Below are 20,286 nucleotides of genomic sequence, written 5' to 3'. Positions count from 1 at the left end.
ATTAATCACTCTTGCCAATACATTCTAGTAGGAAGTCTGAATGTATTCAAATCCTTGTCTATGAAACAGCTTTTAACCATTTTTTTTATCACCATTTCTTTTATTGGATTTGGTCAGGAAATCAATTTTAAAACAATAAGAGTAAAAGTAAAACCACAACATGTCCAAAAATTCAATCTTAAAAGCCATAAGAAGAGCGCAGCAGGTTATGTGCAAACTGGACATACAAAACTTGATAAGGTTAACGATGAACTTGAAGTTATCTCTTACAGCAGAGTCTTTTCAGAGGGTGGAGTTTACAAAAAAAGAAGGGAAGCTTTTGGTTTGCATTTATGGTATGATGTGACTTTTAAGAGGGTATCTCCCAGCTTGCATGCAGATAGACTTTTACAATTCAAAAATCTTGAGGAAATTGATGTAGCTGAGCCCGTATATGAGAAGAGTCTGGATTTAATAGAGGGTGTTTCGCCAAAAATCAGTCAGATAGAAAATACTAGACTTAGTGATAAATCACCTTCATTTTTACCAAATGATCCTAGATTTGATGAGCAGTGGCATTATAATAACACTGGACAGACCGGAGGGCTTGATGATGCAGATATAGATTTGCCAGAAGCATGGAACACTCAGAAAGGTTCAGACAATGTCATTGTGGCCATTATAGATGGTGGTATTGATGTAAGTCATGAAGATTTATCTGGAAATATTTGGGTAAATTCTGTTGAGCTTTCGGGAACACCGGGTGTTGATGACGATGGCAACGGCTACATAGATGATATTAATGGTTATAATTTTGCGGATAATACAGGTCCAATTTCAGCTCATAATCATGGAACACATGTCGCAGGAACCGTGGGTGCTGAAACGAATAATGGTATAGGAGTTTCAGGAGTAGCTGGCGGGACTGGTTCTGATGATGGAGTCAGGTTAATGTCTGTTCAGGTTTTCAGTAATGCTTCCCAAGGTGGCTTTGCAGAATCTTTTGCATATGCTGCTGACAATGGTGCAATTATAGCTCAGAATAGTTGGGGGTATACTTCTGCAGGTTTTTATGAACAATCAGTTTTGGATGGTATAGACTATTTTATTGCCAATGCAGGATATGATGCTGACAACAATCCTATTGGGCCAATGCAAGGTGGAATAGTTATTTTTGCTGCTGGAAATGACAATTCTGATGGAGCACACTATCCAGGGTACTATGAGCCCACGCTTGCAGTATCCTCAACTAATCATAACGACCAGAAGTCGTGGTATTCAAATTATGGTAGCTGGGTTGATATTGCGGCACCTGGGGGAGAAACAAGCATCACTAGTCAGGGTGTTTTAAGTACACTTCCTGGAAATTCCTACGGATTTTACCAAGGTACATCTATGGCATGCCCTCATGTTGCAGGTGTAGCGGCCCTAATAGTTTCGCAATTTGGTGGTGATGGATTTACTCCTGCTCAATTGAGAGCGCGACTAGTAGAAACAACTGACTACATAGATGATAAGAACAGTGGCTATGAGGGTTTATTAGGACAAGGAAGAGTAAATGCAGCAGCTACATTACTGGTGAATGATGGCATACCTCCGGAAAATATAAGTGATTTAACGCTCGAAAGCACTAGATTTAACGCAATAGATTTAACATGGACAGCACCATTTGATGAAGATAATGGTTCTTCCGCTAGCTACGAAATACGTTACAGTACAAGCATTATCAATGAAGAAAATTTTGATATGGCAGTACTAGGTGCTGTAAAACTAGCAAGTGATGCTGGAGCTTCTGAAGAACATACTCTTGAAGGTCTCGTTTCAGAAACCACATATTTTGTAGCCATCAAGTCAAGCGATTATTTTGGAAACAGTTCATTGATATCAAATGTCATATCTTTCGAGACACCTGCACCTCCGGTAATTTCAGTTTCACCCTTATCCTTAGTGTCAGATCTATTTACTGGAGGTACAGAAACACATACTTTAACAATATCAAACAATGGATATAGTGATTTGATTTTTGAAATTGGCAGAAGCAGCACTCAGGAATCTGCCGTTAAGCAAGTCGATAATACATTGTTGTCAAAAGGGCAAACCGATAAAAGGGTTGGTACTCCAGTGCTCAATGGACAAGGAGAAGATGGTTCCGAATACGGATACAACTGGAAAGATAGTAATGAGCCGACCGGGCCAGATTTTGTGTGGGAAGATATCAGCTCTACAGGGATTAACTTAAATCTTGGTGATGACAATTATGAATTACTATCATTACCCTTTGAAGTTGAATATTATGGTGAAGTAAAGTCAGATATTTATATTTCCTCTAATGGTTTTATTTCTTTCAGTCAAACTGGGGCGTCATCTTTGAGCTACAACAGTTTTCCAAACCCAAATACACCCAATGATGTTATAGCCGGTTTATGGACAGACCTAAACCCTGGCGCGGGAGGTGGTGTTTACTATCAGACAGAGTCAGATAAAGTTATAATCCAATATGATCAGGTTCCACTATACAGCGCAGGGGGGAGCTATACTTTTCAAATCATTCTATATGAAAATGGTGAAATTAGGATTCAATATTTGTCATTGAGTAGTATACTCACATCTTTTTCTACGGGAATAGAAAATTCTGATGGAACAGAAGGAATGACGATAGCATTCAATACTGCCTATCTTGAGAACGAGTTAGCCATATTAGTGAGTAACTCCGGCAGTTTAGGGCTAGAATTTGAACCTGACTTCGGCTTAGTGGGCGCAGGAGAAAGTATAGATGTATTGGTAGATGTTGACGCTTCAGGTTTAATAGGAGGTGTTTATGAAGAAACGATAAAAGTGTTTAGTAACGACCCTTTAAATCCCGTTGTTGAAGTTGATTTAACTGTTAATGTCACAGGTGCTCCACATCTTGATTTAGATAAAAATGAGTTTGACTTTGGTGATATTTTTATTGGGGACACGCTATCTGACTCAGTTTTGGTGACCAATGGGGGTACAGATGTACTCAATATCACATCTATCACAAATTCCGAACCTGAATTTACAATTTCAAACTCTGAACTATCTCTGGACCCTCAAGAAAGTGTTTATGTTCTTATCCAGTTCAACCCAACTTTGACCGGAGCAATTAATGATATTATAGTATTTGAATCAAATGACCCGGACTTTCCGGTTCTGAATGTTTATTTAACTGGTAATGGAGTTGAACCCCCAATTATTGACGCATCTCCAGGCTCTTTCGCGGCTTCGTTATTAACGGGTGAGTCAGAATTTCAGGAACTTGTAATTTCAAACAATGGATCAAGTGATCTGAATGTTTCAATAACTCCAAGGGCCTTTAATGTAAGCGCGACATCAAATGAACCTAAAAATACTCCAATACTTAAATCAGTTGATTATTCAAAGAAAGATACAAGCACAAAAAATGGACAACATTTTTCGAGTACTATAAAAAATAGTTTTATTGAGACTTTGTCAGATAGTATCATTATCTATAGCCAGGATTTTGAAGCTGGTGCCATAGACTGGTCTCATTACAGTGTTGATGGAGCAATTGATAGTTGGATGCTTACAACTGCCCGGAGCAATTCAGGAAGTTACAGCTACAATGTAGCCCAACATGACAGTCAAGGCAGCGATGCTTTAGAAAGTCCACAGATCATTCTTGATGATTCTGATGAACTAATCCTTGCTTTTAGTCATTGGTATGAATTTGATGATTGCGCTGATCCAAACTTTGAAGTTGATGGCGTTATTATAGAAATAAGTACTGATGGATCTAATTGGATGAAATTGGAACCTCTTTCAGGATATCCTTATATACTAGACGATGAATGTGGCAACCCTATCGCTGGAGAAGATGCATATTCACATTCTAATGGAGAATTCACTGTTGACTTAGTTGATTTAAGTGATTATGCTGGTCAATCAGTGCAGGTTAGGTTTTTGGCAGGCTGGGACTGTGGAAACTGTGCAATTAATGAAGGGTGGTATTTAGATGATTTTGTGATTTACAATTCTGCTTCTTGGTTAAATGTTAGTCAACGTGAGTTGAGCATATCACCTGGAATGTCTGAATCAGTTGATGTCCTGTTTGATGCAAGTGGTCTTTTCGGTGGAGTTTACGATGGTGATCTACAACTTGTAAGCAATGACCCAATAACACCTGAAATACTGTTACCAGTTACTTTGAATGTAACAGGAGCTCCCGATATAGAAGTTGAAGAACTTACTTTGGATTTTGGAGATGTATTTGTAGGTATTTCAAAAACAGATTCGATTTTAGTTTCGAATTTGGGAACCGATGTCTTAAATATATCAAATATAACTAATGGGTTAACAGAATATGTTATTAGTATAGATGATGTGACCTTAGACCCGTTCGAAACTACTTATATTAGACTTTCATATAACCCAACATCTGCTAGTGTTAATACAGATGTAATCGAGATATTATCTGATGATTCTGATGAATCATTAATTGAAATTGATTTAATAGGAACAGGTATTCAACCGCCTGTTATTGAGGTTAACCCATTAGATGTAACATCTAATTTATATTCTGGTGAATCTGAAGTTCAAACTATAACAATATCAAACGCTGGGGTTGCTGATTTAAATTATTCCCTAGTGTCATCAGGATATATATCTAACAATGATTTTCAGATGTTAGATTCAGAAGTCGATAGATCGAATTCTTCAGTTAATTCTAGTGACGATATTATTGAAGCTGTAAATTCTATAAATTCCTCAATACTAGTTATTCAAAATACAACTGAATGGGGATTAGATATGCAATCTTATATTATGGCAAACTTTGGTATATCTTCAACTGTAATTGGTTATGAAAGTATATCATCAACAAATTTCGATTCTTATGATTTAATAATAACGCTTGGAGATCAAATTGGTTCGTATTATGATGCTATATCGACTAACGTTGCCAAGTTTGAAGATTTTGTCTCAAATGGAGGGATAGTCCAATACCAATTGGCAACACAAGGAAGTAACGTATCAATTGTAGATGGCGTGCAAGTAATTTATGGAAGTCAAGAAAACTTCAATGTTTTCATAGATGGAACTCATCCTGTAGTTAAAAATGCTGTGAATCCACTGGAAGGAAGTTTAGCAAATCATGCAGTTATTTCAAATTTACCAGCTTCAGCTATAATTATTACGCAAACTCAAGATTCCGATGAGGTAACAACTGCTGAATACAAATATGGAAGTGGAACCGTACTTGTAACTGGAATGACTTGGGGTTTTCTTGTAAATAATAACTACCCTGCAGGAATATTATTAAGTAATACACTGGATTATTTAATAAATGAGCTGAACACCTTTATCGACATTAATCCAATTGAAGGAGTGATAACCGCAGGTCAAAGTGTCGAAATTGATTTAACAATTGATGCATCCAATTTGAACGGAGGAATTTATGAATCGAGTATAATTGTGAGCAGCAATGATCCAGCCAATGCTGAGATAATTGTTCCTATTACGTTAAACGTAACAGGAGCTCCTGACATCTACCTTGATGACAATTCTATAGATTTCGGTGAGGTGTTTTTAAGCGGAGCATTAATGGATTCGCTTCGAATAGTTAACACAGGGACTGATGTTTTGGAGATATCTGATATTTTAAATAGTGGATCTGATTTTGAGTTAAGTATTGGCTCAATGTCTTTGTCACCTGGTGAGAGTACTTACTTGTACATTACGTTTACCCCTACATCCTTTGGTGAGATAACAGATCAAATTGAGATACAATCAAATGATGTTGACGAATTGTCTGTATTTGTAGATCTTGTAGGTGTAGGGTTAGAATTGCCAATTATTACAGTAGATCCGTCATCATTGACTTCAAATTTAAATATTGATCAATCAGAAATTAAAGAGGTACAAATTACAAATACAGGTGGTTCCCCGCTATTATATGATTTAGTACTTGAAAGTATAGCCACAAGTCAAACTAAAGTATTAAATAATAGTATTCAGTTTATTGGCACTGAAAGGTCTAAAGATGAAAGCCCTCAAAATGACCCGTCAACAATTGAAAATCAATCGGTAAGTTCTAATGATATCCGGCCTATGAACGTAGGATCAGTGTCTTCCTTGGAAGAGGTGCTTGGTAGTTTAGAATTAATAAACTCAGAATTGGTGGACCTAATTCCTAACAGGTATAATTTTAGTGGAGGTGTTTCTGGATCAACTATTAGTGATGGTGGTGGTGATATGTATGATGGCGGAAATGCTCTATTAACTAATTTGGGTGGAAATTTTAATTATTCAGATAAACTAATTACTAGTACTCCATATTTGAATGGACAAGATTACTTTACAGCAAAGTATGATGGACTTTTTGTTTTTGCATCGGATCTAGATAATAATTCTGAATTCATTATTGAAGGAAACCTGGGCGCAGATGGTGGAGGATCGGTTGATGCGTCAATATTAAACTTGGAAATATCTGGCAGATCATTCCTAGGTTTTGTAAAAAGGGTTTACGGAACCAGTGACCCTTCAGTAAATCATTTGATCATAGTTGAAGATCGTGGCACACTAGGTCATGAATTTTCCACTGATTCGGATAATGATTTCCATAGAGTATACGGTCTTGAGGATTCTCAGAGATTGTATTATTTACTTTTTGCAGGAACAAGTGGTGGGTATATCAATGACTCTGATATTCTAAGTATTATGGAATCATTTGTTTTATCTGTTGATAAAACTAGGCAGATATCACTAGTTAGCCCAAATAACGGATCATTAGCTCCCGGGTCTTCTGAAATAATAGAAGTAGAGTTTAATTCTTACGGAGTATCTGAGGGAACCTATGGTGCAGAATTGGTAATATCTGGACAGGATCAACACATTGACAATATGATAGTTCCCTTAACCTTAAATGTCGCTCTTGATGCTTACCCTGAAATATCTATTGATAAGGGATTAGTAGATTTTGGAGCGGTCCAACTTGGAGATATAAAACGGGATACGATTGTTATATCCAATAATGGGACTTCCAATTTAAATATTGATGATTTGGCATCAATTAATTCTTCATTTAGTTACTCCATTCCTGATAGAGTTATTGCACCAGGTGAAGAATCGAAATTAGTAATAACGTTTGAGGCAGATAAGACAGGTTCATATTCAGATGTATTAAATATTGTGAGCAATGACCCTTCCAACTCCTCAAAATTTGTATCAGTTAGAGGCGATGTTATTGGGACACCCGATATTCAAATTGATCCAGAGTCATTTCATAAAGAAATAATTTACGCAAGATTGGATTCTATAGAATTCATTATTTCAAATGATGGTGCTTCACAGTTGGAAGTAAATTTACTCGGAGGTGATTTGATAGTAATTGATGACAAGATTAGGAATGTAGAAATTCAGCCTGGCTCAAGTAGAAAAATTACCATAAAGATCGATGCTGCTGGTTTTGAAATTGGCCATTATGAATCTTATGTTAGGGTAACTAGCAATGACCCTAATAAGAGCTTGATTGACATCCCCATTATAATTGATGTTGTTTTAGGGGCTCAGATTTCAGTGGCCTCACAAGTTGATTTCGGGTCTGTGCATGTTATGGATATAATGAGGGACAGTGTGTTTATTTATAATGAAGGTGATTCCGATTTAGAAATCTTAGACATTCAAGTTGATAATGACGCATTTATGGTTTCGGTTAATTCTAATACCATTGCTTCAGGTGATTCGACTTTATTGAAAATTGAATTCGCACCGAAGAAGGAAGAAAGTTACGAAGGGTTTATATTGATTAATTCTAACACTTCCAATAATTCTCCACTCAGCATTGATCTATCCGGGTCTGGTTACTGTAATGCTCCCTCAATAACTCAAGAAATTGGACGACTTGAAATGGTTAAAAGTGAGACAAAGGTTTTAATTTTAACTGAGTTTTTCACTGATATGAATGGAAGACAACTTTCTTACTCTAATTTTGAATTTGATGCTTCTATATTAGATGTATCAATATCAGGAGAACAGTTAACAATAGAAGCAAACAAACCTGGTTTATCCAATGTTATTTTTAACATAGATAATGGATTGTGCGAAGCAATGGAGTATCTCTTTACCGTAAATGTAGATGAGGTTACTTCAGTTACTGATTCAGATAATTTGTATCAAAATCTTAAATTATATCCCAATCCGGCAGGAAATGAAATTTCAATACAAATTTCTAATAATGATATTGCAACAAATGATGGGAGAATAGTGATAACCGATGTTGCCAGTAAGGAGGTATTAAGTATAAGTGTTGTATCAATAGAAGACACTTTATATAAAATTGATATATCTTCATTGGAGGAATCATTATATTTCATTGAGTTCCATCAGGGGAACACCATATACAGGGGAAAGTTTATTAAGAAATAATGAATTTTACGAATGAGGAATTATTAAATATAATTCCTCATTTGTTTTCGCAGATAGCCAAATTCATCTATTAAAAACATTGCCCTACACAAACCTTGGTCAGGTTTGGTGTTTCTGTGCTTATAGGGCTCACCATGCAGCATGTTGAGCCTAGCAGGAACTTCCCAATTTCTTCACCTATTGATAATTGGTAGCCTGGCCTCACTGATGGTCTAAGTTGTATGGTTCCGACAGCAGGGCCACCAACAATGGATAAATACCAGAATCGGTTTTTTTCATCTACCAATTTCAAATTTACCCTTTCATTTCTCATGGCTGGCAGCGAAGGAGCCTCTTTATAAAGCCATGGGCGAAGCATAACCAAATCACCAGGAATATGCTCAATTTCTTCTACTACTAAATTAGTCGGGGCGTGTATCCTGTGATAGTTGTTATTATGCAGAAAGACATTGGAGAAGTTGTAATTATCATCGATGTCATTTCCTGGGGCACCAAATATACTTTTAATGTTTTTATGATCCCCTTTGATATTCACAGTATCAAAAGATTGAACAGTGCCATAATCGCAAAGGAGCCCTTCGCATGGCCATATGTAATCTGTCGTAATGTCCAGCGGTTTCTTAAATACCCTTGTGAAAAAATCCTGAAAGCTGGCGTAGTACTCAGAACCAGATTCAGACACAAACTGATTCAGGTATTCTTCATTAAGCCTGTTGAATTTGCAATAAGGTTTAATAATGTATTTGGTAAATGACTTATTATAAATGTTGGCGTAGAGTTTAGAGATATTTCGCTGTATTGGGGAGGGCAGGTTTCCCCAAATGTTAAGTGAAACAAATCGATATATTGAGGTCATAGTTGTTGAATTTGAGTTCACGGATAAAACGTAAATTCAATTTTCAACGGTGAAAATTATCAAGATTTTAGACCGACAGCTAAAGGGTGGACATTTACTGCATAGTACCGTAGACTAACTACAGCTATATAAAAAATTCTAATTGGAATACTGGAGATGATTTCTCCTGTAAAGGGCGAATGGCCAGTATGGTTGAAGTGTTGAATACTTCAATAAATTCTGTACGGCTAATGCGTTCTTTCGATACACCAGGGTTGACTTTATGATACTGCATCCTACCAGATTTATTGGCAGTAGCACTGTACATAAAAGTATATTGAAACCGAACAGGGGAGGGGACAAACCGCATTTTAGTAAAACAGCTACAATTAGTAGCTGTTTTTAAAGTTGGCAAACACTAGTTGGTTTTGCAGTGTGTTATACTGTGTAAGCAGATTGTATGCCGAATCAGGCACATAGTTAAACCTTCTCTTAAAATCTTCTACCAAGGTTGATAATTCTTGCACATAGAACCTGATCTGATCAAGGTTTTTACATCTTTTAGGGCTTTCGAAATTCCTCGAAGTGAAGATTTGAAACTCTCTGTCTATTCTTTTTTTCTCAAACTCGCTCATAATTTTGTGTATTTATGCACTATTAAAAAATGAATTATGATGTAATAATATCTATATAGATTGATATATGCAAATATTTATGTGTAAAAATACACAAAATAATTACAATCTTTGATTGCTGTCCATATTCATTTATTAGTTTATATAAATATTGTTAACTCATTATTAATCAGTTATATATGTTTTTAATGAAAATGAAGAACCTTTCTTATAGCAAAAAATGATTGTGCGGATGTGCACTTTTATCTAATTCAGAAATCACAGAGAATGAATTAATTAACTATATTTAAACGATAGACTTAATACTTGAACATAAACATTACTATGGAACCAACAGCCCCAAATGAATTTCTTCAAATCTGGCAGATGATATTAATTGTAGGCGCTGCAGCCTGCTTTGTTATAGCTTTGCTCATTTATATATTTCATAATATCAAGCTTGCAGGAATTAAAGACTACAAGATGAAATATGACTACTTGAGTTTAAGTGAGATTAAAGCTTATAAGGTATCGGTTATATTTATTGCTATTGGTATTGCTATGATTATCAATATGTATGGCAGGGATATGCAGACGTTTGATCCTGTATGGTTTTTTGTATTAATATTTATATCTATAGCGGGTGCTACTCTTGTTGGGTATGTAGGTGCGTTGATATTGCAGTATTATTACCCAACAAGGCTGCATAAAAAATTACAAAAATGGAGATATATGCCGAGGATTAATCCTAAGACCGGCAATAGAATGAGACTCTTAAGTGAAGATGAAGAAGATGTTCATCTTGATGAAGGTATGCAGGCTGAAGAGGAAGTTTTCTCTGTTGACTATGATGTATGGATAGACGAAGCTACGGGGGATACCAAGATAGAAAAGTATCAGGGGCATTTGGAAGCTTTACAGTGTAATAACTGTGGTTTCTATACAATGAAAATCATTAGAGAGGAAATCATTCAACAGCCTACTGCTGATCAGGAAGGCGAATTGCTAAAACATTATAAGTGCCAGTACTGTAGTTCTGTAAGGGCCACACAATTCCATATTGCAAAAGAAGAAGATTACTCGCACTTCAAGCCAGAGAAAGCTGTTTTCAAAAAGAATACAACAGTTGATGTAGTCAGAATAGAAGTGCTTTCATCCCTTGGTGAAAAAAGAAGCTATGAATTCCAGTCTGTGGAGCAAGCTGAGAAATTCTTATCTGAGTTTGACATAGAGAAAACCAAATAGTTAATTAGAAATTCAACAAATGAGATCGTATTGTATATGGTCTCATTTTTGTTTCTCTATATTTTTATACGAGTGGCAAATCTTTATTATAGATGCAGCGTTATTAGTGTAGTATTTAAAGCTATAAATTATGAATAGATTGAAGGCGGTAGTTGTATGTGGACTAGTTTTAATTTTCAGTGGTGGGTTTTCTTTGGCCAATCCATCAGACAGTACAGATTTAGTGCCCAAGCCACATTTTGCAAGTGAAGCACAGTTGGCAGCTCAGATTCTGAGCACTTATCATTTTAGAAAAATTTCATTCAATGACTCTTTATCGTCAGTAATTTTAGATGATTATATTGAGACACTGGATAATAACAAATCTTATTTTCTACAATCGGATATTGAAGAGTTTAAGAAGTACAGATATGTTTTGGATGATTATACGAAGGAGGGGCAGATAGAACCAGCGTATGACATATATAAGGTGTTTAAGCAGCGCTTTGACGAGCGAATGGACTATATATATAGCACATTGTTGAATTATAATTATGATTTCACTATCAATGAATACTATAATACAGATCGTTCTGAAGAGCCGTGGTCTAAAGATGAAGCTGAGCTAAATGATCAATGGCGGAAAATTGTAAAGAGCCAGGCGCTAAGCCTGACTCTCAATGGCAAAGAAAAAAATGAAATAGCCAAAACAATAAAAACAAGGTACGATAGATTTAAGAAGTCTATTGATCAATATAATGCAGAAGATGTTTTTGAACTGTATATGAATACCATAGCAGAAGCATTTGATCCGCATTCAAATTATTTCTCTCCCAAAACATCAGACCGATTTCAACAGAATATGAGCCTGTCCCTTGAAGGTATTGGTGCTCGTCTGCAAAATGACAATGATTTTACCAAAGTGGTAGAGATTTTACCTGGCGGGCCTGCTATGAAAAGTGATGCTATTCATGCTGACGACAAAATAATAGCAGTTGGTCAGGGAGAAGAAGGTGAAATGGTTGATATCATTGGCTGGAGGGTAGATGATGTGGTAACTCTTATTAAAGGGCCTAAAGGAACTACCGTAAGGTTGGAGATATTACCTGCTGAAACAGGTGTTAATGGACCGTCAGAAACCATCACATTAGTGAGGGAAAAGATAAAGCTGGAAGACATGGAAGCCAAAGCTGAGGTTATTCCGGTTACAAGAAATGGTTCTTCATTTGAAGTGGGTGTTATCACCTTGCCAAGTTTCTATATGGACTTCGAGGCTTATCAGAAGGGTGACCCTAACTATAATAGCACAACAAGAGATGTTAAAAGGCTGGTAAACGAATTAAAAGCCAAGGAGGTTGATGGTATTTTAATAGACCTAAGAAACAATGGAGGTGGGTCGCTGTCCGAAGCTATTGACCTTACAGGTTTGTTTATTGAAAACGGACCCGTTGTGCAAGTAAAAACCGCTTCAAACAAAGTTGAGGTGGGTGAAGATGAAGACCCTGAATTGGTATATAATGGGCCATTGGCTGTTTTAATAAACAGGTTTAGTGCCTCTGCTTCTGAGATATTTGCTGGTGCCATTCAAGATTATCATAGAGGAGTTGTTTTAGGGGAAACTACCTTTGGCAAGGGTACTGTTCAAAGTGTAATAGACTTGGGCAGGTACATAAATCTACCTGAAGGTGAAAAGGCAGGTGAATTGAAGTTGACACTACAAAAATTCTATAGAGTCACGGGCAGCAGTACTCAGCATCTGGGTGTAAGTCCTGACGTGAATTTTCCTTCGGCTTTTGAGGCCAAAGAGTTTGGCGAGAGTTCAAGGCCAAGTGCTTTGCCCTGGGATCAGATAAAGAGCACAAAATTCAAACCTTCCAACCAGATATCCCCTCAGATGATATCTGCATTGAACCAAGACTACACCAAACGTTTAGAGTCAGATAAAGATCTTATTCAACTAGTAGATGAAACAGCCGAGTTAAAGGAGAACATTTCCAGAACAAAGATTTCTTTGAATGAAGACATTAGAAAGAAGGAAATTGAAGATGCTGAGAAGCGTAAAGCAGCCCGAAATGATCTTTCCGGAACCAAAGTAGAATTAGAAGGTCAGCAAAAACCTGATGCTATTGATGTTGATGATAAGTATCTTAAGGAAGGAGTTGTTATCTTATCTGAGATTATATCATCTGTAGGGTAATAAATAGTAAATATTAGATGGCCTGAGCCAACAATTATTTAATGAACTGATAAAGAAGATGTGATTACTGTAAGAACAGAAGATTCTAACTTCACATCAGTAAAAACTTCTTCATACCAAGAAAAAAGTCCTGCAAGGTAATACCAAACAGGACTTTTTAATTTATTTCTAATGTTATTTAGTTCTCAGACCGAGTGACTATATCCTCAACTACATTCATCAAATATTCCCGGCTATTCTCAGAAAGAAGGTATTTTCTTTCCAATAGTCGTAGCGACATTTCATCCATAATGAAGTGGCTTCTTAAAAAAGAAAGCTTCTTCTCGAAGGTGTCTAAATTTTTGTATTTGTTGCGTTCTGTTGGAGAATCCATAATAAGTTCAACCTTATTTATGAAACGATCAGATGATGACGACATAGACGAATTTTATACTTAACTGATGCAATATATTAATTCTTAAATTAACTGATAGCCTCTAATAAAATTATTCTCAAAAAAACTTTTTGATGTTAAAATAGTCCAATTTATGAGCCTATTTTTTCGTCAATCTATACATCAATAATGCAGCTCTTTTAGCCTGAACCGGCAGCATATTAAGATTGCCTGTTTCATTTATTGTATGATCATCTGCACCACTTAAACCCAGCCCATCAACGGCCATATCTACAAGACCTGCAGTGAATGATACATCAGCAGCACCTGCATTTCTTGGGTTGACAGCAGTTACTGATCCATAGCCCAAATTCCTGCTTACCTCATCATATATTTTCAAAAGTTGCTCGTTTCCTTCAGTCACAGCGAGGGGAGGATAACCACCCGGATCAAAAGTTAAAGTGGCCTTAGTACCGGGATAGTTCTTGCTAACGATTTCGGTCATTATTCTCTGTGCTTTGTCTAGCTGCTCCAAAGACACTGCCCTTATATCACCTTTGACAATAACATCCTGCGCGACAACATTGGTCTTGCCATAAGCGGTACCACCACTTTTGGAGTCATCATGCTCTACCGCTGTGCCGCCCAGAATTGTGCCGGGATTAAAAGTTAAATTTTCTTCTGTTGATAGTTCTTTATAGAAAGAGTTCAATATTCTAGAAGCTTCATAGATGGCACCAACCCCAACTTTATCTGTAAAGATTTGGGAAGAATGTGCGGCATTTCCCTCAACCTTTAATTCCCATCCTGAAGATCCTCTTCTTGAAGTAACAATGGTCTTTGGCTTGCCATCTGCATTCTCGAAACCTAAGGCGATGTCTGCTCTGTCAGCAGCGTCTGTCAGGGCCTTCTTTGATAGCTCTAACGGAGCCCCACTTCTTTCTTCATCACCAGTCATCACTACTTCAATAGTCATCTTGTCCAGTAAGCCAGCTTCTTTAAGGCCCTTCAGTGCTAACAGAATGATTACATCACCACCTTTCATATCGGCAACCCCGGGAGCCTTCATAATTGAGTCGTTGATCATGGTATATTCCTGAAATGGGCTTGAAGGTTCAAAAACCGTATCAAGATGACCAATCATCATAATCTTTGGACCCTTTGAACCATTGTTGGTTGCTATGAGGTGACCTGCTCTACCAAAGGCATCGCCAGGAACCATCTTAGCATCCATTCCTATTTTTTTGAATTCTTCAACCAGAACATTGCCCACTTGCTTAACACCCTCAAAATTCATAGTGCCGCTATTCATGTTGACCAGCTTCTTTAAAAGTTCAACAGATGCAGCTTCATTGGCATCGATAGCCTTCATAATTTTTGACTCTACTTTGGAAACCTGGGAGTAACCATTGATGAATAGAAAAAGCAGTAACACTAGAGCAATACTTCTCATAATAGATAATGATGATAAATAAAACGTACTTATTTATGCTCCTTTGGCTTAAAGGAGAAATTGTGAGTTAGGATTGAAGAAGAACTATTTTGTTTCAGCTGTGCACTCGTCAAATTGATTTAGTGCTTTTTCTGCAGCTATTTTATCAGCTTCTTCCATAGTAACTCCTTCTTCTTGTGTGTTGTTAAACTCCACAAACCAGGCTTCCATTGTATTGTCATAGCAATCTGTAATGGGCTCATCAGCCATTAATGCATTTAACTGTTGGGCAGGATTACTATAATTTGTAAACATCAGTACGAAACCAACTACAACTACCAACACGAAACCGAAAAAGAAAATAGGATATTTCATTTTTAAAACTTTTATTTTACAAATTAAACCACTTGCAGAGTTAATCAAAGTAAGATAAAGCAAGGACTCGCAATGATTTAGTATGTATAAAGCTAACTTAATTTTTACAAATCTCTATGCATTTTAACAACGTTCAGAAGATTAAAGTGCATCATCTTGAAGATGAGGATATAAACAAGCGGTTTTTTAGAATGGAACGGCTTGAAGATCATTATGACAGGGTCGGAGGTCAAACCAGTAAACCCCACAGACATGATTTCTACACAATTATCTGGCTGCAGGATGGTAAAGGTTTTCATATTATAGATTTCAATAAATTCAAATTCGCTCCAAATCAGGTCTACTTTATATCTCCAGGTCAAATTCATCAGATCTCTCATAATAGCAGACCAAAGGGCTGGTCTTTTTCTTTTACGAATGACTTTCTGATTAAAAACAATATCTCAAACTCATTTCTGAACAATATAAATATGTTCAGGCAATATGGCGAGTCACCACCACTTGTGGTAAATAATGTTGTAAAGTCAGAACTTGAGCTAATTGTTGATCAAATGATGCCTTTTTATGAAGGTACTGACGAGCATAGGCTGGAAGGTCTGGGAGCTTTGTTGTTACTGTTTTTGATTCATTGTAACAGGGCCTGTGACTTACCTTACAATGTTGGCTCACCTGCTTCATGCCTTCTTATTGATTTTAGAACTAAAGTTGAAGACCAATTCAGGGATTTACATAAGGTAAATCAATATGCTGATCAGATGAGTATTAGTGCAAAACATTTAAACGAAGTGGTGAAAGACACGATTGGCCAGACGGCCAAAGACTATATTGTGGACAGGATCATTTTAGAAGCCAAGCGAATGCTGACCCATACGCACATGACTGCTAAACAAATAGCCTTAGAATTAGGTTTTAAGGAGGCACTTCATTTTAGCACATTCTTCAAAAAAGTAACAGGGGAGACGCCTATTCAATTTAGAAATAATCAGAAAGTTTCAGTTTAAAAGTGCATTATAGGGCAGTTAAAACGCACTTTTAGATTTTTGTAGCCATTCCCGACATTTTCGTAATATCCTTTTGCATGTCTTTGGCGTTATTTGATGTGTAAACATTGATTATTGATATGGACAGAAAGAAATTCTTATCAAAAGCAGCATTGGGAACATTATCGGCAGTTGCCGCTAGTAGTATTCTTAAAGCTGAAACCAATGACAATCTTGCATTTAAACAGGTAGGGTTTAATCACCTACCAAATAAGGAGGAAAAAACAATGAAAACGGTTTTGCACAAAGCAGAAACAAGAGGTCACGCTAATCATGGTTGGTTGGATTCACATCATACTTTTAGTTTTGCAAACTACTATAACCCTGAAAGGGTACAATTTGGAGCATTACGCGTATTAAATGATGATGTGGTAGCACCCGCCCGGGGTTTTGGTACTCACCCTCATGATAACATGGAAATTATCTCCATACCACTTTCGGGGGACCTTAAGCACAAAGACAGCATGGGCAATGAGGCTGTGATCAAAGAAGGTGATGTTCAGGTGATGAGTGCGGGTACTGGCATTTTTCACAGTGAGTTCAACAAGAATGAGAATAAGGAGGTGAGGTTCCTGCAGATCTGGCTTTTTCCAAGGGAAAGAAACGTTGAGCCAAGATATGATCAAATCTCAATCAGGGATGTTGAGAAAAAAAATGCCTTCTACCAGGTACTGTCACCAAATAAGGATGATGAAGGGGTTTGGATACATCAGGATGCATGGTTTCATCTTGGAAATTTTGACATTGGTGTCTCTGATGAGTATACTATAAAGAAACAAGGCAATGGTGTTTATGCTTTTGTTTTGGAAGGTGAAGCTGAAATTAATGGTCAGAAGCTAAGCAAAAGAGATGGACTTGGGGTAACAGAGGCTAATAAAATCACCTTTAGAGCGACTTCCGATGCTAAAGTGTTGATAATGGAAGTTCCGATGGATTAGTTATGGGTTACAAAGTTGCTGTCATTGCAAAAACGCTTTCCAAATTATTGGTTAGGCTGGTAAATGAAAACAAGGAATTTGAGGCCGTTGGTTTTACTTCTGTAGATGAAATGGATATGAAAACTATTGGCGACTATGATATTGCATTGATAGCGGGAGGTATCGAAAACAACGATATTAAATTAATAAAAGGAATAATTTTAAATAATAAGTTAAACACAAAGCTCATAGAACATTATGGCGGTGGAAGCGGGTTGTTGCTGCAGGAGTTGTATGATGCTATTAATAAGAAATGATGAAGCCAAAGAAAGATAATAAATTTCCTCTTGAAGGAAATCTTGAAAAAAGATGGAGTGGTAGAATATATGCTGACAAGCCGGTTGAAAAAGACGATCTGTTGTCGCTATTTGAAGCGGCAAGGTGGTCAGCAAGCTGCTTTAATGAGCAACCATGGCGCTTTTTGGTTGGAGTTAAAGGAGAGGAGACCTATGACAAAATATTTGATATGCTGGTAGAGTTTAATCAGGATTGGGCAAAGACAGCACCTGTTTTAGTCTTGGCTTATGCTAAAAAGACTTTTACCAAGAATGGTAAACCAAATATGCACTATTGGTATGACACAGGGCAGGCCATGGCCAGCTTAACTGTTCAGGCTACTCACCTTGATCTTAACGTTCATCAGATGGGTGGATATGACAGAGATAGAGCCCAAAAGGAGCTGATTCAGGATGATGACTTCGAGTCAATCTGTGTGGCCGCCATAGGTTACAGGGCTGAGCCTTCTGATGTGCCTGAAAACTTAAAGGAACGTGAGTTTGCCCCTCAGACAAGACTTGCTTTAAAAGAAGTGATTAAGGGCATTTGATCATAAGTAGGCCATAAGCTCATCCCCATTGATTATAATGTGTAACCCACGGTGACGAGGAATGTGATTATTTGAAAGGTCAGGTGAGCTTTTGGCTGTTTTATATTAAAAATTACAAAGGCAGCGTAAGCTGCTCCATATAAAAACTGTGGCCAAAGTGAAAGAAGAGTAGCATTAGATATTACAATATTTTGTATGATACTGACGCCTACTTTAGCAAATCCGATAATGAATATATAGCGCCATTGATCAAAGTAGTATTCTTTAAAATCAGTTTCATTGCCTCTAATGCCAGTAGGAAAAATCATTCTGGCCATTACAAATAGTAATATAGGGTAAGCGAGTATGGCCAAAACAGTTTTTAACGTCCAACTGTCTATTTCTGTGGCGTATTGGTAGTTAATCCACCATTCCTGAATTAGCAATAAGAATATAACTACGGTAAATAATATATGAGGAAGATAGATTTTGGTATTTTTAAGGTTCGACAGTACATCGGCAAAGCCTGTTAGTATTTGGGCAATACCAAGGCCGATTATTAAAGAGGTGAGTACTACAACATATTCAAACGGATCCATACGCTAAATACCATAACTTTAATGACTAATTTACTTATAACGGGGCATATGTGTTTCTTTCTTTTCTAATCGGTTCGGTGCATACAAACTTAAGTTAAATGCAAAATGATAACTATTTTAACCTGATGATCGTATCTTTGGATACCAATGCCCAAGCTGATCCCACTAATATTAATTATCTGTTTTACAATTACTGAATTTGAGGTAATTGCAAATATTCTTGATAACAACTATGTAGTTGAGCATTTAGAGACATTTCCTGATTCAGAGGGTGAAAAAGGGGATGAGCCTCTTAAGGATTATTTAGAAAAGGAAGACAAGTCCCTAGCACTGCATAAATCGTTAGTTGAAAACTCATTTGTTAAAATTTCTTTCAGATATAGCCAGATGTTTCTGATGTACTGCCCGCCAGTTCAGAAAATACCCGTACCACCTCCCGAATACAGCTAATAGTAAATTATTAAAAATTTTAGGTCATTGATATATAATGACTTAGACATCATTTATTTAATTGAATTATAATTTAACGTTTAGCTTAAAATGGATAAGTTTTACAATCAACTTATAGAAAATAATAAGAAGTGGGTAGCAGAAAAGCTTTCTGAAGATGCTCAGTTTTTCGAAAAATTAAAAAATGGACAAAAGCCGCCATTGTTGTGGATAGGATGTTCAGACAGTCGTGTTCCTGCCAATGAAATAACTGGCACCAAACCAGGAGAAGTTTTTGTCACGCGCAACATTGCCAATATGGTGGTGCATAGCGATATGAGCATGTTAAGCGTCTTGGACTATGCAGTAAATGTGCTTGAGGTACAACACATTATAGTTTGTGGTCATTATGGTTGTGGCGGTGTGCGTGCTGCAATGAGCAACCAACAATTGGGGTTAATTGACAACTGGTTACGCCATATCAAAGATGTCTATAAGATGCATGCCAAAGAACTGGATGCAATTTCAGATGCCCACGAAAGGGAGAATAGGTTTGTAGAGGTTAATGTTCAGGAGCAAGTGCACGATTTAAGCAAAACAGCAACGGTTCAAAATGCCTGGAGCAATGGTAAGAATCTCCATGTGCATGGATGGGTTTATGATATAGGAAATGGTATTGTCAAAGATTTGGATGTTTCTTTTAGTGATAATTCTAAATTGGAAAATGTTTACCAATTTGAATTGGCACAGTAGTAAATAAATTTAGTTCTGAGTTTGATGGACGTGGCTGTGGTTCCCTTTTATAGGGTGACTGCAGCCATTTTTTATTAACTGCATTTCTGAAAGAAATAAATGAAAAAGAAGGTGTCTTCTATGTTGAAAAACAAGCCTCAGGTCGATTAAATTATATTTCGATCAAAAAATAGACATATCATTACCATTATAGTTGTTGGAATGTTGTAAACCTTGGTTTTCCACATTTCAACAACTTATCTAATCCT

At 36.8% G+C, this 20,286-nt stretch carries 16 protein-coding genes; 9 read left to right on the top strand and 7 right to left on the bottom strand.

The features are described 5' to 3' along the window. Positions 1–60: 60 nt before the first annotated feature. Entirely contained in the window at positions 61–8,385 is an 8,325-nt protein-coding gene (locus RIB54_RS02250) for an Ig-like domain-containing protein (RefSeq protein WP_350099077.1), read from the top strand. Positions 8,386–8,455: 70 nt separating this feature from the next. Here RIB54_RS02250 and RIB54_RS02245 read toward each other — a convergent pair whose 3' ends face one another. The 3 genes from RIB54_RS02245 to RIB54_RS02235 form a co-directional block, all read right to left on the bottom strand. Then, complete coding sequence (locus RIB54_RS02245; protein WP_350099076.1) at positions 8,456–9,241, bottom strand: phosphatidylserine decarboxylase; 786 nt, start codon at positions 9,239–9,241, stop codon at positions 8,456–8,458. A gap of 124 nt (positions 9,242–9,365) precedes the next feature. After that, positions 9,366–9,548: a hypothetical protein gene (locus tag RIB54_RS02240; protein WP_350099075.1), complete on the bottom strand. Its 183-nt coding sequence runs from the start codon at positions 9,546–9,548 to the stop codon at positions 9,366–9,368. Positions 9,549–9,609: 61 nt separating this feature from the next. Next, positions 9,610–9,855 carry a hypothetical protein gene (locus RIB54_RS02235; RefSeq protein ID WP_350064569.1) on the bottom strand — a complete coding sequence of 82 codons (246 nt, stop codon included), beginning with the start codon at positions 9,853–9,855 and terminating at the stop codon, positions 9,610–9,612. A 324-nt stretch (positions 9,856–10,179) separates the two neighbouring features. Between RIB54_RS02235 and RIB54_RS02230 the strand changes: the two genes are divergently transcribed. Both RIB54_RS02230 and RIB54_RS02225 read left to right on the top strand, forming a co-directional pair. Next, positions 10,180–11,079, top strand: a complete 900-nt coding sequence (locus tag RIB54_RS02230; protein ID WP_350064571.1) for a hypothetical protein — start codon at positions 10,180–10,182, stop codon at positions 11,077–11,079. A 130-nt stretch (positions 11,080–11,209) separates the two neighbouring features. Continuing rightward, entirely contained in the window at positions 11,210–13,255 is a 2,046-nt protein-coding gene (locus RIB54_RS02225) for a carboxy terminal-processing peptidase (protein WP_350099074.1), read from the top strand. Positions 13,256–13,433: 178 nt separating this feature from the next. Here RIB54_RS02225 and RIB54_RS02220 read toward each other — a convergent pair whose 3' ends face one another. From RIB54_RS02220 to RIB54_RS02210, 3 genes are all read right to left on the bottom strand, one after another. After that, positions 13,434–13,673 carry a hypothetical protein gene (locus tag RIB54_RS02220; protein ID WP_155178084.1) on the bottom strand — a complete coding sequence of 80 codons (240 nt, stop codon included), beginning with the start codon at positions 13,671–13,673 and terminating at the stop codon, positions 13,434–13,436. Positions 13,674–13,788: 115 nt separating this feature from the next. Continuing rightward, positions 13,789–15,081, bottom strand: coding sequence for a M20/M25/M40 family metallo-hydrolase (locus tag RIB54_RS02215; RefSeq protein WP_350099073.1), 1,293 nt, complete (start codon positions 15,079–15,081; stop codon positions 13,789–13,791). Positions 15,082–15,165: 84 nt separating this feature from the next. After that, on the bottom strand, positions 15,166–15,435 hold the full coding sequence (locus tag RIB54_RS02210) for a hypothetical protein (protein WP_350064576.1): 270 nt from the start codon (positions 15,433–15,435) through the stop codon (positions 15,166–15,168). Positions 15,436–15,551: 116 nt separating this feature from the next. On the opposite strand from RIB54_RS02210, the gene RIB54_RS02205 reads away from it, so the two are divergent. The 4 genes from RIB54_RS02205 to RIB54_RS02190 all read left to right on the top strand — a co-directional run bounded on the left by RIB54_RS02205 (position 15,552) and on the right by RIB54_RS02190 (position 18,278). Continuing rightward, positions 15,552–16,436, top strand: coding sequence for a helix-turn-helix domain-containing protein (locus RIB54_RS02205; RefSeq protein ID WP_350099072.1), 885 nt, complete (start codon positions 15,552–15,554; stop codon positions 16,434–16,436). 266 nt (positions 16,437–16,702) lie between these two features. After that, positions 16,703–17,413 (top strand): pirin family protein, encoded by a 711-nt coding sequence (locus tag RIB54_RS02200; RefSeq protein ID WP_350099250.1) that lies wholly within the window; start codon positions 16,703–16,705, stop codon positions 17,411–17,413. 2 nt (positions 17,414–17,415) lie between these two features. After that, positions 17,416–17,709: a hypothetical protein gene (locus tag RIB54_RS02195; protein WP_350099071.1), complete on the top strand. Its 294-nt coding sequence runs from the start codon at positions 17,416–17,418 to the stop codon at positions 17,707–17,709. Then, positions 17,706–18,278 (top strand): nitroreductase family protein, encoded by a 573-nt coding sequence (locus tag RIB54_RS02190; RefSeq protein ID WP_350099070.1) that lies wholly within the window; start codon positions 17,706–17,708, stop codon positions 18,276–18,278. Before RIB54_RS02195 ends, RIB54_RS02190 begins: the two co-directional genes overlap by 4 nt. Before the next feature lie 32 nt (positions 18,279–18,310). Here RIB54_RS02190 and RIB54_RS02185 read toward each other — a convergent pair whose 3' ends face one another. Continuing rightward, the gene (locus tag RIB54_RS02185) at positions 18,311–18,856 is read right to left on the bottom strand and encodes a hypothetical protein (RefSeq protein ID WP_350099069.1); all 546 of its coding nucleotides are present in this window, start codon (positions 18,854–18,856) and stop codon (positions 18,311–18,313) included. 147 nt (positions 18,857–19,003) lie between these two features. Between RIB54_RS02185 and RIB54_RS02180 the strand changes: the two genes are divergently transcribed. Together RIB54_RS02180 and can are read left to right on the top strand one after the other, a co-directional pair. Beyond that, positions 19,004–19,306 carry a hypothetical protein gene (locus RIB54_RS02180; RefSeq protein WP_350099068.1) on the top strand — a complete coding sequence of 101 codons (303 nt, stop codon included), beginning with the start codon at positions 19,004–19,006 and terminating at the stop codon, positions 19,304–19,306. Positions 19,307–19,396: 90 nt separating this feature from the next. Continuing rightward, the gene (gene can, locus RIB54_RS02175; RefSeq protein WP_350099067.1) at positions 19,397–20,038 is read left to right on the top strand and encodes a carbonate dehydratase; all 642 of its coding nucleotides are present in this window, start codon (positions 19,397–19,399) and stop codon (positions 20,036–20,038) included. Positions 20,039–20,286: the final 248 nt, after the last annotated feature.

Origin of the sequence: Fulvivirga sp. (assembly GCF_040218215.1) — a bacterium.
Classification (GTDB): Bacteria; Bacteroidota; Bacteroidia; order Cytophagales; family Cyclobacteriaceae; genus Fulvivirga.
Note: the sequence above shows the minus strand (reverse complement) of the source record. Positions and strands in the feature narration are given on the sequence as shown.

What these genes read in the sequence shown, in the direction of transcription:
- RIB54_RS02250 (WP_350099077.1), top strand. Translation starts at nt 61, where the DNA reads ATGAAACAGCTTTTAACCATTTTTTTTATCACCATTTCTTTTATTGGA.
- RIB54_RS02245 (WP_350099076.1), bottom strand. Translation starts at nt 9,241, where the DNA reads ATGACCTCAATATATCGATTTGTTTCACTTAACATTTGGGGAAACCTG.
- RIB54_RS02240 (WP_350099075.1), bottom strand. Translation starts at nt 9,548, where the DNA reads ATGTACAGTGCTACTGCCAATAAATCTGGTAGGATGCAGTATCATAAA.
- RIB54_RS02235 (WP_350064569.1), bottom strand. Translation starts at nt 9,855, where the DNA reads ATGAGCGAGTTTGAGAAAAAAAGAATAGACAGAGAGTTTCAAATCTTC.
- RIB54_RS02230 (WP_350064571.1), top strand. Translation starts at nt 10,180, where the DNA reads ATGGAACCAACAGCCCCAAATGAATTTCTTCAAATCTGGCAGATGATA.
- RIB54_RS02225 (WP_350099074.1), top strand. Translation starts at nt 11,210, where the DNA reads ATGAATAGATTGAAGGCGGTAGTTGTATGTGGACTAGTTTTAATTTTC.
- RIB54_RS02220 (WP_155178084.1), bottom strand. Translation starts at nt 13,673, where the DNA reads ATGTCGTCATCATCTGATCGTTTCATAAATAAGGTTGAACTTATTATG.
- RIB54_RS02215 (WP_350099073.1), bottom strand. Translation starts at nt 15,081, where the DNA reads ATGAGAAGTATTGCTCTAGTGTTACTGCTTTTTCTATTCATCAATGGT.
- RIB54_RS02210 (WP_350064576.1), bottom strand. Translation starts at nt 15,435, where the DNA reads ATGAAATATCCTATTTTCTTTTTCGGTTTCGTGTTGGTAGTTGTAGTT.
- RIB54_RS02205 (WP_350099072.1), top strand. Translation starts at nt 15,552, where the DNA reads ATGCATTTTAACAACGTTCAGAAGATTAAAGTGCATCATCTTGAAGAT.
- RIB54_RS02200 (WP_350099250.1), top strand. Translation starts at nt 16,703, where the DNA reads ATGAAAACGGTTTTGCACAAAGCAGAAACAAGAGGTCACGCTAATCAT.
- RIB54_RS02195 (WP_350099071.1), top strand. Translation starts at nt 17,416, where the DNA reads ATGGGTTACAAAGTTGCTGTCATTGCAAAAACGCTTTCCAAATTATTG.
- RIB54_RS02190 (WP_350099070.1), top strand. Translation starts at nt 17,706, where the DNA reads ATGATGAAGCCAAAGAAAGATAATAAATTTCCTCTTGAAGGAAATCTT.
- RIB54_RS02185 (WP_350099069.1), bottom strand. Translation starts at nt 18,856, where the DNA reads ATGGATCCGTTTGAATATGTTGTAGTACTCACCTCTTTAATAATCGGC.
- RIB54_RS02180 (WP_350099068.1), top strand. Translation starts at nt 19,004, where the DNA reads ATGCCCAAGCTGATCCCACTAATATTAATTATCTGTTTTACAATTACT.
- can (WP_350099067.1), top strand. Translation starts at nt 19,397, where the DNA reads ATGGATAAGTTTTACAATCAACTTATAGAAAATAATAAGAAGTGGGTA.